The sequence below is a fragment of the Glycomyces sp. L485 genome (assembly GCF_022548875.1).
In the GTDB taxonomy this organism is placed as follows: domain Bacteria; phylum Actinomycetota; class Actinomycetes; order Mycobacteriales; family Micromonosporaceae; genus Glycomyces.
This window is the reverse complement of the sequence record NZ_JAKZEW010000010.1, coordinates 59,250-74,970: the sequence shown is the minus strand read 5'-3', so window position 1 is coordinate 74,970 and position 15,721 is coordinate 59,250. Positions and strand designations below refer to the sequence as shown.

The 15,721-nt window shown below is 69.2% G+C and carries 15 protein-coding genes and 1 pseudogene; 3 read left to right on the top strand and 13 right to left on the bottom strand.

Features of this window, described 5'->3' with window-relative positions:
• The 6 genes and pseudogenes from sbnB to L0U85_RS07890 form a co-directional block, all read right to left on the bottom strand.
• Positions 1 to 1,035 carry a 2,3-diaminopropionate biosynthesis protein SbnB gene (gene sbnB / locus L0U85_RS07915; RefSeq protein ID WP_241377213.1) on the bottom strand — a complete coding sequence of 345 codons (1,035 nt, stop codon included), beginning with the start codon at positions 1,033 to 1,035 and terminating at the stop codon, positions 1 to 3.
• A 31-nt stretch (positions 1,036 to 1,066) separates the two neighbouring features.
• Complete coding sequence (sbnA, locus tag L0U85_RS07910; RefSeq protein WP_241377238.1) at positions 1,067 to 2,029, bottom strand: 2,3-diaminopropionate biosynthesis protein SbnA; 963 nt, start codon at positions 2,027 to 2,029, stop codon at positions 1,067 to 1,069.
• Between the two features lie 328 nt (positions 2,030 to 2,357).
• Positions 2,358 to 2,569: pseudogene (locus L0U85_RS20585) on the bottom strand (ABC transporter ATP-binding protein); the annotation flags it as partial.
• A gap of 208 nt (positions 2,570 to 2,777) precedes the next feature.
• On the bottom strand, positions 2,778 to 3,533 hold the full coding sequence (locus L0U85_RS07900) for a hypothetical protein (RefSeq protein ID WP_241377212.1): 756 nt from the start codon (positions 3,531 to 3,533) through the stop codon (positions 2,778 to 2,780).
• Entirely contained in the window at positions 3,523 to 4,071 is a 549-nt protein-coding gene (locus tag L0U85_RS07895) for a SigE family RNA polymerase sigma factor (RefSeq protein WP_241377211.1), read from the bottom strand. Before L0U85_RS07895 ends, L0U85_RS07900 begins: the two co-directional genes overlap by 11 nt.
• 191 nt (positions 4,072 to 4,262) lie before the next feature.
• On the bottom strand, positions 4,263 to 5,420 hold the full coding sequence (locus tag L0U85_RS07890; RefSeq protein ID WP_241377210.1) for a right-handed parallel beta-helix repeat-containing protein: 1,158 nt from the start codon (positions 5,418 to 5,420) through the stop codon (positions 4,263 to 4,265).
• A 46-nt stretch (positions 5,421 to 5,466) separates the two neighbouring features.
• Here L0U85_RS07890 and L0U85_RS07885 point away from each other — a divergent pair, with 46 nt between their 5' ends.
• Positions 5,467 to 5,877, top strand: a complete 411-nt coding sequence (locus L0U85_RS07885; RefSeq protein ID WP_241377209.1) for a hypothetical protein — start codon at positions 5,467 to 5,469, stop codon at positions 5,875 to 5,877.
• A gap of 140 nt (positions 5,878 to 6,017) precedes the next feature.
• On the opposite strand, the gene L0U85_RS07880 is transcribed toward L0U85_RS07885, so the two are convergent.
• Positions 6,018 to 6,422: a hypothetical protein gene (locus L0U85_RS07880; RefSeq protein ID WP_241377208.1), complete on the bottom strand. Its 405-nt coding sequence runs from the start codon at positions 6,420 to 6,422 to the stop codon at positions 6,018 to 6,020.
• Between the two features lie 381 nt (positions 6,423 to 6,803).
• On the opposite strand from L0U85_RS07880, the gene L0U85_RS07875 reads away from it, so the two are divergent.
• The gene (locus L0U85_RS07875; RefSeq protein ID WP_241377207.1) at positions 6,804 to 7,223 is read left to right on the top strand and encodes a PRC-barrel domain-containing protein; all 420 of its coding nucleotides are present in this window, start codon (positions 6,804 to 6,806) and stop codon (positions 7,221 to 7,223) included.
• Positions 7,224 to 7,480: 257 nt separating this feature from the next.
• Here L0U85_RS07875 and L0U85_RS07870 read toward each other — a convergent pair whose 3' ends face one another.
• From L0U85_RS07870 to L0U85_RS07855, 4 genes are all read right to left on the bottom strand, one after another.
• Positions 7,481 to 8,449, bottom strand: coding sequence for a magnesium and cobalt transport protein CorA (locus L0U85_RS07870; protein ID WP_241377206.1), 969 nt, complete (start codon positions 8,447 to 8,449; stop codon positions 7,481 to 7,483).
• A gap of 62 nt (positions 8,450 to 8,511) precedes the next feature.
• Entirely contained in the window at positions 8,512 to 11,112 is a 2,601-nt protein-coding gene (locus tag L0U85_RS07865; protein WP_241377205.1) for a bifunctional [glutamine synthetase] adenylyltransferase/[glutamine synthetase]-adenylyl-L-tyrosine phosphorylase, read from the bottom strand.
• On the bottom strand, positions 11,105 to 11,788 hold the full coding sequence (locus tag L0U85_RS07860; RefSeq protein WP_241377204.1) for a hypothetical protein: 684 nt from the start codon (positions 11,786 to 11,788) through the stop codon (positions 11,105 to 11,107). The genes L0U85_RS07865 and L0U85_RS07860 overlap by 8 nt, the downstream gene beginning before the upstream one ends.
• Positions 11,789 to 11,805: 17 nt before the next feature.
• Complete coding sequence (locus tag L0U85_RS07855; RefSeq protein ID WP_241377203.1) at positions 11,806 to 13,146, bottom strand: glutamine synthetase family protein; 1,341 nt, start codon at positions 13,144 to 13,146, stop codon at positions 11,806 to 11,808.
• Between the two features lie 102 nt (positions 13,147 to 13,248).
• Between L0U85_RS07855 and L0U85_RS07850 the strand changes: the two genes are divergently transcribed.
• Positions 13,249 to 13,953, top strand: a complete 705-nt coding sequence (locus tag L0U85_RS07850) for an MOSC domain-containing protein (RefSeq protein WP_241377202.1) — start codon at positions 13,249 to 13,251, stop codon at positions 13,951 to 13,953.
• Between the two features lie 126 nt (positions 13,954 to 14,079).
• On the opposite strand, the gene L0U85_RS07845 is transcribed toward L0U85_RS07850, so the two are convergent.
• Entirely contained in the window at positions 14,080 to 14,769 is a 690-nt protein-coding gene (locus L0U85_RS07845) for a haloacid dehalogenase-like hydrolase (protein ID WP_241377201.1), read from the bottom strand.
• Positions 14,770 to 14,832: 63 nt separating this feature from the next.
• Entirely contained in the window at positions 14,833 to 15,684 is an 852-nt protein-coding gene (gene panB, locus L0U85_RS07840; RefSeq protein WP_241377200.1) for a 3-methyl-2-oxobutanoate hydroxymethyltransferase, read from the bottom strand.
• Between the last annotated feature and the right edge of the window lie 37 nt (positions 15,685 to 15,721).

The following is a 15,721-nucleotide window of genomic DNA, read 5'->3' as shown; positions in this document are numbered from 1 at the left end:
TCAGTACAGGTCCAGCCAGGTGCCGACGCCTTCGTCGAGTGCGCGCCGGTAAACCTCGGCGGCGCAGGCGATGTCCTCGACGGCCATTCCCATGGGGTTGAGCACGATGACCTCGTCGTCGGTCTCGCGCCCCGGGCGTGATCCCGCCAGGATCTCACCGAGCTCGGCGTGCAACTGCTCACGTGAGAACTCGCCTTCGAGCACCAGCTGGTTGATGATCTTCTTCTCGCGGTTGCTCTGTTCCCAGTCGTCGACGACGACCTTGTCGGCCTCGATGAAGACGTCCTTGTGGACATCCATGATGGATACGTTGGACAGGAAGGACCCGGGCCTCAGCCATCCGGCCTCGATGTAGGGCCGGTCGGTCACGGTGCAGGGGACGATGACGTCGCCTGCGCGCACCGCCTGCTCGGCGCTGTCGGCCACCTCCACGGTGACCTGCGGGTGCTCCGCGGCGATGCGGGACGCGAACGCCTCGGAGGCTTCGGGCCGCTGGTCGTACAGGTGAACCGTGGCGATATGGCCGAACTGCTGCAGCAGGGCGTTGACCTGGGCGGTGCCGATCACGCCGCAGCCGATCAGCGCGACGTCGGTGAAGTCCTTGCGAGCCAGGTGACGGGCGGCCAGTGCGGTCACCGCGGCGGTCCGCCATGCGCTGACCAGGCTGCCTTCGAGTATGGCGATCGGATAGTTCGTGGCGGGGTCGTTCAGCACGATCACGGCACTGGCACGCTCCAGGCCCGCACGCGCCGGGTTGTCGTGCTTGCTGCCGATCCACTTCAGACCGGAGATGCCCGGTTCGCCCACGTGAGCGGGCATCGCGATGATGCGGTCGGCGATGTGCCCCTCCTTGCCGTGCACCCGCAGGTACGGCTTGAGCGGCTGGACCGTCTTGCCCTCGGCGTGCAGCACCAGGGCGTCGGCCAGGGCCTGGACGTAGAGGTCGGAACGATCACCGCCGACCGAGGAGATGTCGCTGCGGCTCAGGTAGAGGATGCGGGGCTTGCCTTCGGCTTCCGGCGTCGGGACGGTCACGGGTTCTCCTTCGTTGATGTGGTGCGGGATTTCAGCGGGCTGCTGTTTCTGCGGAGGTGCGGACCGAGCGCATCCGCTCCAGCCATGCGTCGTCGTAGACGAGGCCGAGGTAGCGGTCCCCTCGGTCGGGGAAGATCGCCAGTACGCGGCTGCCAGGGGCCAGCGTGGGAAGGTGGCGCCGGATCGCCGCGACCACCGCGCCGCTCGATCCGCCGGCGAAGATTCCCTCCGTGGACAGCAGGTCGCGGCAGGCCTCGGCGGATTCCACGTCATCGATGTGGACGACATCGTCGATCTCCTCGGAGCGCAACAACTCCGGCACCCGGCTCGAGCCGATGCCCGGTATCTCGCGCGGCCCGGGAGCGTTGCCGAAAATGACGGACCCGACCGCATCGACAGCGATGACACGGATGTCGGGGAAGCGCTCCCGGAGACGGCGGGAACAGCCGAGGATGCTGCCCGTGGTGCTCACCGGCGCGAAGAGGTACGACGGCGGCCGAATCAGCTGCTGAGTCAGTTCGGCTCCGATGCCGTGGTAGAAGGCCTGCCAGTTCCGTTCGTTGGCATACTGGTTGATCCAGACCGAGCCGGGCACCTCGTCCACCAGTTCCTTGACGCGGCGGATCCTGGTGTGGAGGTAGCCGCCCGCTTCATCCGGCTCGCTCACGGTCTCGACAGTCGCGCCCAGACGGCGCAGCAGAGCCACGTTGGCGCTGGTCGTCTTGGGATCGATGACGCAGACGAGCCGCAGTCCGTGGATGAGGGCGGCGATCGCCAGCGCGATGCCGAAGTTGCCGGAACTGCTTTCCACCACAGTGCTCCCCGGGCGGATGGACCCATCGGCGAGGCCTGCTTCGACGATGTAGCGAGCCGACCGGTCCTTCATGCTCCCGCCGGGGTTCATCAACTCCAGCTTCGCGAGCACTTCGATGCCTGGCTCGGAGAAGAGCCGTCGCAGGGCGACGACCGGGGTGTTCCCGACGCAGTCGAACACGGACTCGCGGACTGATTCTCCGGACACGGGTTGAGGGGCGAGATTGGCGGCGGCTTTGACGGTCACAGTGCTCCTTCGACTCAAGATCCGGCCCGGAGCGCGGACGGCTCGATGTCCGCGAATCCTTCGTAAGGTTAGGCTATCCTAGCCTAAATTTCCACCGACCAGGCCATGCCCGAACCGCTGATCCGATACGGATCTCCCCGCGCTGCTCGACGTTTGACCGCCGAGTCCTTCACCGTGCGCCGCATCGCCATCGAATGCTGACTGGCTCCAGTCGACGATGACGCGGCTGCGCGATCCTCACTCGACGGCGGCTTCGGCCCGTCAGGACCACGACGACGGTGGTGTCCCGATCGGCGTTGAGAGTGCGCAGCGCTTCGAGGCGGTGGGCTCGTCGAGCAGGAGGAGCGGGGCCTGCCGGGCGAGGGCCATGGCGGTCCAGGCGCGTCGGCGCTGGCCGCCGGAGAGTTCGTCGGCGCCGGTGACCTTCAGCGCCTCATCGACGGCCTCGCGGTCTTCGGCGCTCAGCGGCCGAAGACCGCAGCGGTGAAGGCGGTGGCGCGGGTCGGTCCGGCGAGGCGGCCGGCGGTGTGGGGGAAGTCCAGCACCAGATCGGATGCAGGAAGGGGTGCGTTCGGATCACGCCCGTGCCCCGAGCCGCGCGGACCAACCGGTTTACGCTGCGGAAGCCGACGCCATACTGGAGGGCAGGGTCCGGCGAGCGACGCTGCTTCCCGAGCCTCTGCTATTCGAAGTCGCCCGTGATCTCGCCGCGCTCGCCTGATTCGGTCTCGGCCGTGAACGTGTAGAAGTCGTCGTAGGCGCTGTGCGCGGACTCGTGGCTGAACTGGCCCGCGAGCATGTACTCCCCGGCCGGGAGCACCACGCCGTCCTCCAGGGTCCACCGGTACACCACGAAGCCGTCCTCGCGCGTCACCTCGGCATCGCCGAAGAGCCTGTCGTCGGTGACCCACGCGCCCGTGGGCTCAAGACCCTCGCCCTCGGCCACCCGCAGTTCCACGGCCAGCCCGACGAGCGGCTCCCAGTTCTTCATCGTCAGGTTCGACTGCGTCCAGAAGTCGTTGCTGCCCTGGTCGATCGAGCCGTCCGTCCACATCCAGTCGGGGTCCTCGACCACATCCGCCTCGTCAGTGGGCTCGGTCTCGCCCGTCGTCTCCTCGGCGTCTTCGGAGGGAGTGTCCTCGGTGGGTTCCGAAACCTCGGCGGTCCGGGTGCCGGGACCGGCCGCGGGAGGCTCGGGAGTCAGGCCGCCCACGAGGCCGGGCCCCATGGTCTGGCCGAAGAGGACGACCGCGCCGACGAGGACCGCGGCCGAGGCCGTGGCGAGCGCCAGCTGCGGGATCCGCCAGCCGGTGCGCGCCGGTTCGGACCGCGCCCGCGCTTCGCGCATCCCTTCGGAGACGCGCGACCATATGCGGTCGCGGTCGGGCTCGTACTCCTCCGCGGTCACCCGGAGCCGGACTTGCAGTTCATCGCTCACCGCTGTGCCCCTTCTGTATCGACGTCCAAGCTGATCCATCCTGGGGACCGAGGATGCGGCGCAGGTCGGCCAGGCCCTTCGAAGTCTGGCTCTTGACCGTGCCGACCGAGACGCCGAGCGCCTCGGCGGTCTCGCGTTCGGACAGTTCCAGCGAGTGCCGCAGGATCACGCACGCGCGGCGTCGCATCGGCAGCCGGGCCAGGGCCTCGCGCACGTCCACCACCGCGGCGGCGTCGGGACCGTCGGCCGCGTCGCCGGGCCGCTGCCAGAACAGCGTGTTCCGGCGGCGTTCGCGCACGGCCGCGCGGATGCGGGACTTGGCGAGATTCGCGACGATGCCGCGCGCGTATGCGATCTGGGACCGGGCCCGGCGGGCCTGGTCCCACTGCTGCCATACCGCGAGCATCGCGTCCGCCGCAATGTCCTCCGCCGCCGCGCTGTCGCCGATGAGCAGCCACGCGAAGCGCGCCAGCTCTGCGTGATGCCGCTCGAAGAAGGCGCGGAACGCGTCCTGATCCAAGTTGGCGGGGACGTCCAACGGAGGGCCTCCGGCAGCGGGTCGAATTCGGGGGGACGGAGAGTCTAGCAATCGAATCATTGCACCCTCACTTTCCAAGGGGCGGAAGGGCGCGGAACCCATCGTGGCCCCGCGCCCCTCCGTCCTTCAATCGGCGTCGCCCAAGGCGGGAACGCCTTCCGTGACGACCCTGTCGACGATGGGGTCGTCTGCTAGTCGGTCATGGTCGAGCCGATAGCGGTCGACCCGGTGCTCAGGAAGTTGACTGCCGGGAGCGAGCCGTCGGCGTCTCGCGCCCTGACCGCCTGCCGCGCGTCGGTCGATCTGAACGACGGGACGCTCACTCCCGAGTCCCAGCTGTTGGCGGCCGAGACGGTTCGGGAGCCGATCTTGTCCGCCACGCCGCCGTCCACCGAGAGATTGCGGGCGAGGCGGGCGTGACCGGTCTGGAACCAGAAGCCGGAGCCCTCGTTCTTCCAGGCGGTGTTCTTGTAGACCTGGATCTGGGCGGGGTTCGAGTTCTCGGTGAACCCGTTGGCGGCGTTGGACCAGGCGGCGTTGTTCACGATCACGTGAGCGGCCGTGTCGCCGCCGCCGCCGAGCTTGAAGCCGTTGCCGTCGCCCTGCCAGTTCCGGTCGTTCCAGCGGTTGTAGCCGTTGCCCCAGGCCCAGTTGGACTCGACGCGCACAGGCGAGGAGAAGGACCAGAAGTCGAGGCCGTCGTCGGCGTTCTCGTAGAGGCGCGCGCCGCGGATGACGTTGCCCGACCCCGAGCCGAACTTGACGGCGATGCCGTCGGCGTTCTCGCCGTTGTTGCTCGCGTCGTAGTTGCCGTACGAATCGAGGCCTTCGACCAGGTTGTTCACGGTGTTCTCACCGCGCAGGTTGAAACCGGTGTCGCCGTTGTAGCGGGTGACGAGGTCGTCGAAGACGCCGCCGGTGGAGGAGGTGACGACGAAGCCGTGTGCCGGGGAGTTCTGGAAGGTCATGTCATGTACGTGCCAGTAGGAGCCGTGGATGGCGGCGAGCCAGTTGCCGTCGGGCAGGTTCGAGCCGTCCACGATGACGGCGCCGTTCCCGTACGGTTCCAATGTGATCCGGTTCGACGCGGTGCCGGAGGCCTTGGACTTGAGGGTGGCCGACGGATAGTACGTGCCGGCCTTGACGCGGATGACGTCGCCGGCGGCGGCGTCGGAGATCGCCTCGTGGAGCTCAGCGCTGGTGTCGACCACGACGTGGGTGGCGGCGGCGGCTTCGTTCGCGCCGAGACCGTAGTGGAGGCCGATTCCCGTCGCCCCCGCGACGGCCAGGGCCGCTGCCCCGATGACCGCACGGGTTCTGCCGCGACGCTTGAATTGCGGTGAGGACATGACGCCCTTTCCAATATGAATCGATGGTGGGTGCGACGGAGCCGGGTTGCCGCACCGTCATGTGGTTGCCGCGGACGCCGAGAAGGTTGCCGCGAATCCGAAGATTTCTTGGAATTTTTCTGCGACGGTGTTCGCGCAGACCGGAAAGCGGTGGTCCTCGACTGAGGGGGACGTGCGGTTCGACCAGGAGTCCGGACTGGTCGTCGAGGATCCCGGCGAAGAGGTTGTCGAAGACCGCGCCGCGCTCGAAGCGCATCGCGCGGGCGCGAGCGCGTTCGACGGCGGCCAAGGTCGGCGGATCAGAGTGCGCCAGTTCGATCGCGCTGTCCCCCACGGCCTCGGGGCAGCCGGCAATGCGGGTGGTAATGGCCGGGTCGCCGCCGGCGAGCAGCTCTCGACCATGGTGATGGCGAAGGTCTCCACGAACTCGGGGAGGAGCTCGGGCAGCAGGGCGTAGGCGGCGCGGCCGTTCTTGAGCAACGGCTTCACCTCGTCGGCGACGTCGGTGAGGGGATGCGCTCGTCGTCTTCGGCGCGGGCCCGGATGAGATCCGCCGGTCGGGGCCGGCGATGCGCCGGACCCGACCGGGACGAGACGTCAGCCCAGCGACTTGAGCAGTTCGCGGCAGGCCCGCTCGCAGTTGCGGCACTCCATCGCGCACTTCGAGCAGTGCAGCATCGCCGAGTGCTCCTCGCACATGTCCCCGCAGGACTTGCACGCCATCGCGCAGGCTTCGAGCATCGCGCGGGTGAGATTCGCGTCGTAGCCAGTGTGGCGAGAGAGGACCTGGCCGGTCGCGAAGCACACGTCGGCGCAGTCGAGGTTGGTGCGGATGCACTTCGTCAGCGAGGCCACGTCAGGCTCGCTGAGGCACGCGTCGGCGCAGGCGGTACACGCCTGCGCGCACGCATAGCATTCGCGGATGCAGTCCGCGAGCTTCTTCCGGTCGACGTTGCCGAGGCCTGCCGGGTAGGTGTCGAGCATGTCTTCTACCAGCGTCATTGCCGTCTCCGTTCGTTTCGGGCGGCGCCGGTCCCGAACGTGCCGGGTGCCCCGCCTCGCGAGGGCGGACCGGGCGATGCGGGGGCCGGCCGGTGCGGCGCCTGATGGAATTTCGGAATCGACCCGACGCTAACCGCCGAGCAGGCCTCGCGTCCCGGACTCCGGGAAATCCGCGAGCCCGCTCGACGTCGTACGACGTCGAAGACCTGCTACGCCGTCGGATCAGACGTCGTGCTCGAGCAGACACAGCATGGCGGTGTCCTTGCCGACCTGGCGCTTCGCGAGATCGTCGACCGACCAGGGGCCGCGCCCGTCGCACTGGCTGTTTTGTGGGCTTCTGGGCGGGTATTCCCTACGTGTCAACCGCAAGGGGGAAAGAACATGGCTGATGAGACAGCGACGCTCGTCCGGCTCGGCGACACCGATCTGACACTCGCCAACGAGGTCGACGACGTCCGCGGCCGCACCGTGATCGATCGCAACGGCGACGAGACCGGCGAGGTCGACGGCCTTGTCATCGACCAGGCCGAGCGCAAGGTCCGGTTCCTGGAGGTGAGCTCCGGCGGTTTCCTCGGCATGGGGAAGAAGCAGGTGCTGATTCCCGTGGACACCGTCACCCGCGTCGATGAGGAGCACGTGTACGTGGACAAGGACCGCGCGCACGTCGCGTCCGGTCCGGTCTACGACCCCGAACTCACCCCCGAGCCCGAGCGTCCGTATCTGGAGGACGTCTACGGGCACTACGGGCTCATGCCCCACTGGGGATCGGGGTACATATATCCCGGATATCCGTTCAGGTAGCGAGAAGGCCCCGGCGCAAGCGCCGGGGCCTTCATTTCGCGGTTCACGGCGTACGCGCCGATGACACGATCAGCCGATATCGGAGCGCGACAACGCGTTCGGCTCGCATACGCGGTCGATCACCTGGTGGTCGCGTCGGAAGGATTGCACAGCACCGCTATTGTGTTCGTGAAGGCAGGCAGGGCCAGAGGGGCGGACCGGTGTACCGGTCCGCCCCTCATCTCGCTTCGATTGCGCGCCAAAGTATTCAGTCGGATTCAGAGCCACCCGTTGCGTTTGAATCCACGGTACAGCGAGAAGCAGATCGCAGCCGTCGCGGTGAGCACCAAGGGATATCCGAAGACCCAGTGGAGTTCCGGCATGTACTGGAAGTTCATGCCGTGGATCCCGGCGATCACCGTGGGCACGATGGCGATCGCCGCCCACGCCGAGATCTTGCGCATGTCCTCGTTCTGCCACGTCGCTATCCGCCCCTGGTGGGCGGTGAGCACCGTTGTCAGCAGGTTCATGCAGGTGTCCACTGAGTTCTCGATCCGCAGCAGATGCTCGGCGACACCCCGGAAATGGGGCCTGGAGAAGACCGGCATCGAGGTGTGGCGCTGCCTGACCATGTGCGCGAAGGGGATCAGCGGTTTGACGGCGTTCTGGAACTCGAGTGTCTCGCGGATGAGCGAGTAGATCTGCGAGATGAGCTCCCGCCTGGCGTCGGAGAAGACCTCGCGCTCTACGGCGTCGACGTCGTCGGTGAGCGCCTCGATCGCGGTGGCATAGGCCTCGACGACACACTCGAACAGGGCGTAGACGGCTCCGGGTGCGCCTTCCTCCCGCAGCTCGGGGTCGGAGGCGACCCTTCGGAGCGCGGCCGCGATCGGGTCGACCTCACCGTGCCGGACCGTCACCAGCGACCGCCCATCGGTGTAGAGGACGAGGTCGCCGGTCTCGACCTGGCGCGTCCGTTGGACGTACCACAGAGTCTTGGCCACCACCAGGTAGGTCCCGCCGACCTGGTCCACTTTCGGGTGACGCCGGGCCTGGTCACCCACGACGCCGAAGCGGTCCAGGCCGAGCGAGTCCAGCGTGTCCTCGAGCTCGGCCTTGCCGGGCGACTCCAGCTCGACCCACAGGTATTCGCCGGCGTCCAGCTCCTCGGAAGCGAAGCCGAGCGAGTCCAGGTCGCCGTCGTGACGGGTGACGTCGCCGGGGGCGACGACCCAGTAGCCGACCATGTTCACCTCCCGGGCCCTCACCAGAGTCTATGAGCACCAGCTGGGCCGCGGGGCCGATCCGCTCAGGCCGGACCGTACACGATCCGGTGCGCCGCCTCATGGGCCCGCCTGGTCAGGCGCCGGTAGTGGTTGAGGAACTCCTGAGTGTCCGAATCGAACCCGAGGGTCTGCGCCAGCGCGGCGAGTTCGGGGCCCTCGCGCGGCAGCTCGTCGCGGGGCACGCCGCGCGCAAGGGTCATGTCGTTGCGCACCCGCGAGACGAACTCCCACGCCGAGCGCAGATCCTCAAGGGATACCTCATCGAGGTGCCCGGCCGCGGCGGCGGCCTCCAGGGCCGGAACGGTGCGCGTGGTGTGGAGGGCGGTGTCCTCGCCGTGTTCAAGCTGGAGGAGCTGCGCGGCCCACTCGATGTCGACCAGGCCGCCACGCCCGAGTTTGGTGTGCGCGTTCGGGTCGGCGCCCCTGGGGAGTCGTTCGGAGTCGACGCGGGCCTTGACGCGCCGGAACTCGAACCGCTCGGTCTCGCTCAGGCCTCCGGGCCGGTAGCGCACGGTGTCGGCGACCTCGCGCCACTGGTCGAGCAGGTGGCCGTCGCCGGCGACGGGACGGGCGCGCAATAGCGCCTGGCGCTCCCACAGCCGCGCCCGGTCGGTGTAGTAGCGGCGGTACGCGGCGAGGCTCGGCACGATCGGACCGCCCTTGCCCTCGGGGCGCAGATCGAGGTCGATGTCGACGGGCGGGTCTGCGGTCGGGGCGGCCAGGAGCGAGCGGGTGGATTCGGCGATGCGCCCGGCGGCCTTGCGCTCGGCATCAGTCTCACCATTGTGGATGAACACGACGTCGGCGTCGGAGCCGAAGCCGGTCTCCTTGCCGCCCAGGCGTCCCATGCCGATGATCGCGATCGGCGGTGCGTCGCTCACGTCGCGGGAGGCGACGGCGAGGGTGGCGTCGAGGACGGCGTCGGTGAGGTCGGACAGCGCGATGCCGACCTGCTGGTCGTCGAGGAGTCCGAGGAGGTCGGCCGCGGCGATCCGGATGAGCTCGCGGCGTCGGATCGCGCGGATCGCGCCTACGGCGGCGGTCGCGTCGGTGTGGCGGGCGGAAGCCTGGCGCATGCCGACGGCGAGGTCCTCGCGGCTCACGGGGCGCAGGTCGGCGTTGTCAGAGAGGAACCGCAGCGACTGCGGCACGTGGAGCAGCAGGCTCGTGAAGTAGCGGGAGGTGCCGAGCAGGCGGGCGAGGCGCACCGCCGCGGGGCCGCCGTCGCGCAGCAGCCGCAGGTACCAAGGCGTGGATCCGAGCTTGTCGGAGACCTGCCGGTAGGCCAGGAGTCCGCGGTCGGGCTCGGGTGAGTCGGCCAGTTCGTGGAGGACGACGGGCAGCAGCGCGCGCTGGACGGTGGCGGTGCGGCCGATCCCGGTGGTGAGGTTGCGGATGTGGGTCAGGGCGCTGTCGGGGTCGGCGAAGCCGAGGACGGCCAGGCGGGACGCGGCCTCGGACTCGGTCATGCGCAATTCGTGCGTGGGTACGCGGGTGACGGCGTCGAGGAGCGGGCGGTAGAGGAGCTTCTCGTGGAGGCGCCGCGCGGTGGTGGCGTGGCCCCTCCAGGCGGTCATGAAGTCCTCGTCGGTGGCGTAGCCGAGGCCGCGGGCGAGCTGGTGGAGGGGTTCGCCGCCGTCGGGGACGCGATGCGTGCGCAGCAGCCGCTGGAGCTGGAGCCGGTGCTCGACGGTGCGCAGGAAGACGTACGTGTCGGTGAGGTCCTCGCCGTCGCGGCGGGCCAGGTAGCCGCCCGCGACGAGTACTTCGAGGGCTTCGAGCGTGGAGCGGACGCGGAGCGCGGGGTCGCCTCGGCCGTGGACGAGCTGGAGCAGCTGGACGGCGAACTCGATGTCCCTCAGGCCCCCCGGCCCGAGCTTGATCTCGTACTTGCGTTCGGCGGCCGGCACCGAGTCGGCGACCTTGCGGCGCATGTCGCGGATGTCGGCGACGACGCCGGGCCGGTTCGCGGCACCCCAGATGAGCGGCTGGACGGCCGCGAGCCAGTCAAGGCCGAGTTGGAGGTCCCCCGCTGCGGGCCTGGCCTTGAGCAGCGCCTGGAACTCCCAGGTGCGGGCCCAGTCGCGCAGGTAGGACAGGTAGGCGTCCACGGTGCGCACGAGCGCGCCGTGGCGGCCCTCGGGCCGCAGCCCGGCATCGACCGGCCAGGTCGCGGGGCCGACGATCTGGATCATGCGGGCGGCCTGGCGGGTGGCGAGGTCGAGGTTGCCCTCGGCGACGAAGACGACGTCGACGTCGGAGACGTAGTTCAATTCCTCGGCGCCGCTCTTGCCCATGGCAATCACCGCGAGGCGGGTCTCGCCGGGGAGCTCGGCGCGGGCCAGGTCCAGGCCGCGGGCCAAGATGGTGTCGGCGAGGCGGCTGAGCGCGGCGGAGGTGGCGGGCATTTCGGTCTCGCCGGTGAGGTCGGCGGCGCTGATGCGCAGCAGGTTCGCCCTCCACGAGAAGTTGAGCCCGGAGGCGTCGGCCCCACGCACGCGGGCGAGGCCGGCCTCCTCGTCCTCGGTCAGGGCGGCCTCGGCGTCGGGGTGTGCGCGCAGGAAATCGCCCAGGGCGTTGCTGGCCTCGATCACCGCCAGGCGCGCGCCGTCGGGGTCAGGCATCGAGCACCGGCAGCTCGCGGCGCTCGCCGGCGGCGACGCGCGCGAATCGCTGCAGGATCGGCCGCCACGTCTCGACGATGTGTTCGTCCACCCCGGCGGCCTTGGCGAGCGCTGCCTCCTCGAAGGCGCCGAAACCGGCGAGCTGGTCGACGGTGAACTCGAAGTGGGACTGGACGCCCCAGGCGGACTCGCCGATCCTGAAGGCGTCGAGCGAGCCGTACGGGGAGCCGGCCAGCAGCGTCGCCACATCGGGGAGGCGCACCAGTTCCCGGGTGCGCCAACGGATCACGTCGAGCGTCATCGGCGCGGGACCGAAGAGCGGGTCCCGTCCGGCGGCGTCGCGCTTGGCGAGCATCCGAGGCCCGTTCGGCTCGTCCGACGGCTCGACGACACCCCCGAACGCGCCCGCGAGGAGTACCGCCGACGAGCACAGCGCGAGCGTCGGAGTGGAATCGGCTACGGCGCATTCGAGCAGCCCGGCGAGGTCTTCGGCCCAGCCCGCGTCTCGGCTGCCGCCGAGGGCGATGAGGGCCTCGTGGCCTCCCGGGGTCCTCGGAACGACGTCGCCCGCGTGGGCGCGGACGACGTCGAATTCCATGCCCGCCTCGGCGAGCCAGTCTCCGGCGCGTCCGAGTACTTCGGCCGGGTCGTTCTCGATGACGAGTGCAGTGGTCACCGTTACATGTTAAACGGTCACAGGTTGATGTACCTGCGGCGCTCGAACGGGGTGACCTGCGTGCGGTAGTCCTCCCACTCGCTGCGCTTGTTCTTCAAGAAGTAGTCGAAGACGTGCTCGCCGAGCACCTCGGGGACCAGCTCGGAGGACTCCATCGCGTCGAGGGCCTCGGCCAGCGACGACGGCAGCGGCTGGTAGCCGGCCGCCACGCGCTCGGCGTTGGTGAGCGCCGAGACGTCGTCCTCGGTGCCCGGGGACAGCTCGTAGCCTTCTTCGATGCCCTTGAGGCCGGCGCCGAGCATGACCGCGTAAGCCAGGTACGGGTTCACGGCCGAGTCCAGCGAGCGGATCTCGACGCGCGCCGAGTTCGGCTTGCCGTAGGCCGGGACGCGCACCAGCGCGGACCGGTTGGCCTTGCCCCACGCGACGTAGGAGGGCGCCTCGGAGATCTGGCCGGGCTGCGGGCTGGAGTACAGGCGCTTGTAGGAGTTGACCCACTGGCAGGTGATCGCGGTGAACTCGGGCGCGTGGCGCAGGAGCCCGGCGATGAACGCCTTGGCGGTCTTGGACAGGCGCTGCTCGTCGCCCGGGTCGTGGAACGCGTTGTCCTCGCCCTCAAACAGCGACATGTGGCTGTGCATGCCCGAGCCGGGCTGGTCCGAGAACGGCTTGGGCATGAAGGAGGCGTGGACGCCGGAGGTCAGAGCGACCTCCTTGACGATGTGCCGGAACGTCATGATGTTGTCGGCGGTGGTGAGGGCGTCGGCGTAGCGCAGGTCGATCTCCTGCTGGCCGGGCGCGACCTCGTGGTGGCTGAACTCGACGGAGATGCCGACGCGTTCGAGCGCGAGGATCGCCTGGCGGCGGAAGTCGCGGGCGACCGAGTGCGTGGTGTGGTCGAAGTAGCCGCCCTCGTCCACCGGCTCTGGGTGCTCGCTGCCGTCCTTGAGCAGAAAGAACTCGATCTCGGGGTGGACGTAGAACGTGAAGCCCCGGTCGGCGGCCTTGGACAGGGACCTGCGCAGCACGTGGCGCGGGTCGGCCCACGACGGAGCGCCCTCTGGTGTCAGGATGTCGCAGAACATGCGCGCCGACTCGCCGATGCCCCGGCCTTCGAACGGGAAGACCTGGAACGTGGTCGGGTCGGGCATGGCGACCATGTCGGACTCGTAGACGCGGGCGAAGCCCTCGATCGCAGAGCCGTCGAACCCGATACCCTCTTCGAAGGCCGACTCGAGTTCGGCGGGCGCCACGCTCACGGATTTCAGCGTGCCGAGCACGTCGGTGAACCACAACCGGACGAACCGGATGTCGCGCTCTTCGAGTGTGCGAAGCACGAACTCCTTCTGCCGTTCCATGGTGCGTTTCCTCTCGATCCTGGGGCCGCCAGTGTCTCACTTGATTGTGTCCTCGACGTTAACCCGGGCAAGGTCACACTTGAACGCGAGAGAGGTACATTCGTGAGCGTGTTCGCAGGAACGATCGACCAGATGTGGCGGTACCCGGTCAAGGGGCTCCGGGGCGAGGCGGTGCGGTCGGCCGAGATCGGGTTTCACGGCATGGCAGGGGACCGGAACCTGGGGCTGTTCAAACCCGGTACCGGCGACAAGCTGTGGGGTGGCAGCCACCCGCGCATGATGGCGTGGGAGGCGGCCTGGCCGGCCCAGTGCGGCTGCGCGGACGGGACGGGCGACGCCCCGGTGGTCTACGAGCCGAGCGGCGCGGCCTGGTCCGCCGACGACGCCGGTCTCCCGGCCGCACTGGCCGACGACCTCGGCGCTGAAGTGGAGGTGCGCCGAGTCGAGCGCGTCTACGGGCGGATCCTCGTGGTCTTCGAGTCCAGCCTGAAGCGGCTGAGCGAGCAACTGGGCCGCGAGATCGAAGCGGCCCGGTTCCGCCCGAACGTGATCGTCAGCGCCGACCTCGAGCCGTTCGCCGAAGTCGAACTCGAGCCCGGCACGGCGATCCGCTTGGGCGAGGGTGACTTCACCGTCCAGAAGCCGTGCGAGCGCTGCGTGCTGCCCAGCTGGGACCCCGTCGGCAGGGCCGAACGCGACATGGAACTGCACCGGCACATCATCAAGACCCTGGGCAATCACTTCGGGATCTACCTGCGGACCTCCCAGACTGCGACGATCAAGGCCGGCGACCCGATCAGCGGCTGAGGCGCCCGGGAACGCCCTGAGCCGGGGATCGGTCGGCTCAGGGCGCCCATTCAGCTTAAGTCGCCCCGGCGACAAATTCGGCCCACGATCCGAGAGATTTCGTTTTCCCTAGCGGCGCACGGACTCTCAGGCGACGCGCTCGGCGGTCCAGCGGTGGATGAACGGGTAGAGCTCGTCGATGGACGCACCCGAGGCGTCGGCCTCGGGCCAGGGACGCCCGAAACGGTCGATATAAGCGGTCGCGCAACCGCGTTCGACGGCGGGAGCCAGGTCGTTGCGCGGGATGTCGCCGATGCTCAGCAGCGAGGACGGGTCGCGACCGTCCAGCAGGCGGTCGAGGACCGGGCCGAGGCCGTCGGGCTTGTCCGCGTCGCCGATGACTTCGTCGAACAGGCCCTCCAGCTTGATCTGCGCGAGGATCGAGTCCAGGCCGTCCAGCGGCGCGTTCGAGACCAGGACGGTCTCGACGCCGCGGGGCAGGCTCCAGATGAGTTCGCGCAGACCCTCAGGGGAGCGCAGCAGGAACTTCCCGGCGGCCATCCCCGCACGCGCGGCCGAGTAGGCCTCGGCGCGGATCTCCTCCTCGATCCCGTAGTCCGCGGCGAGGCGGCGGACGGCGTTGTACGGGTCGAGGGCGTCGAAGGTGGACGCCGTGGTGGGCTTGCCCTTGCAGAACGCGGCGTGGGCGGCGAGGAGATCGCGCTCGTCCTCGATGTGGAGAACGGCGGCGACACGGCGGGCGTAGTCGTAGGCCGGCTCGTCGCCGAGGCAGACGGTGCCGTCGAAGTCGAAGAGCAGGATCGCGTCAGAAGTCACGTGCGCACACCCTACGCGCATCGCCGCCTCCCACGAAGGGGAGGCGACGACACTCACGTGAATCTATTCGAAACTGTGCTCGCGGGCCGGGAACGACCCCGCCCGCACGTCGTCGGCGAAGGCCTTGGCCGCGTCCTGGAGGACGTCGGCGACCTCGGCGTAGCGCTTGACGAAGCGGGGCGCGCGGCCCCGGCGCATCCCGGCCATGTCCTGCCACACCAGGACCTGAGCGTCCGTGCCGGGTCCGGCCCCGATGCCCACGGTCGGGATCGCCAGCTGCTTGGTGATCTCGGCGGCGACCGGTGCGGTCACCATCTCCAGGACCACGGCGAATGCCCCTGCCTCGGCGACGGCGTGCGCGTCGGCCTCGACCTCGGCGGCCTGGGCGTCGCGGCCCTGCACGCGGTAGCCTCCCACGGCGTGCTCGCTCTGCGGGGTGAAGCCGACGTGGCCCATCACCGGGATGCCGGCGTCGACCAGTGCCCGGATCTGGGCGGCCATGCGGCGCCCGCCCTCGAGTTTGACGGCGTGCGCGCCGGCCTTCATGAACCGGACGGCGGTCTCCAGAGCCTGGGCCGGTCCGGCCTCATATGACCCGAATGGCATGTCGGCGACGACCAGGCACCGGTGGGTGGAACGGGCGACCGCCGCGACCAGGGGGACGAGCTCGTCCACGGTGACGGGAATGGTCGTCTCGTAGCCGTACACGTTGTTCGCGGCCGAGTCGCCGACGAGGAGGGCGGGGATCCCGGCCTCGTCGAACAACGACGCGGTGTAGGTGTCGTAGGAGGTGAGCATCGCCCACTTCTCGCCGTGCTCCTTGGCTTCGACGAGGTGGCGCGCCCTGACTCGCTTGACGGTCCTGCCCGGCCCGTAAAGGCTCGGGATCTCGTCTGAGGACTTCGATTGAGGCATCATCGTGCTCCTGGATCTCCTCGTGGCCGACCTTCGC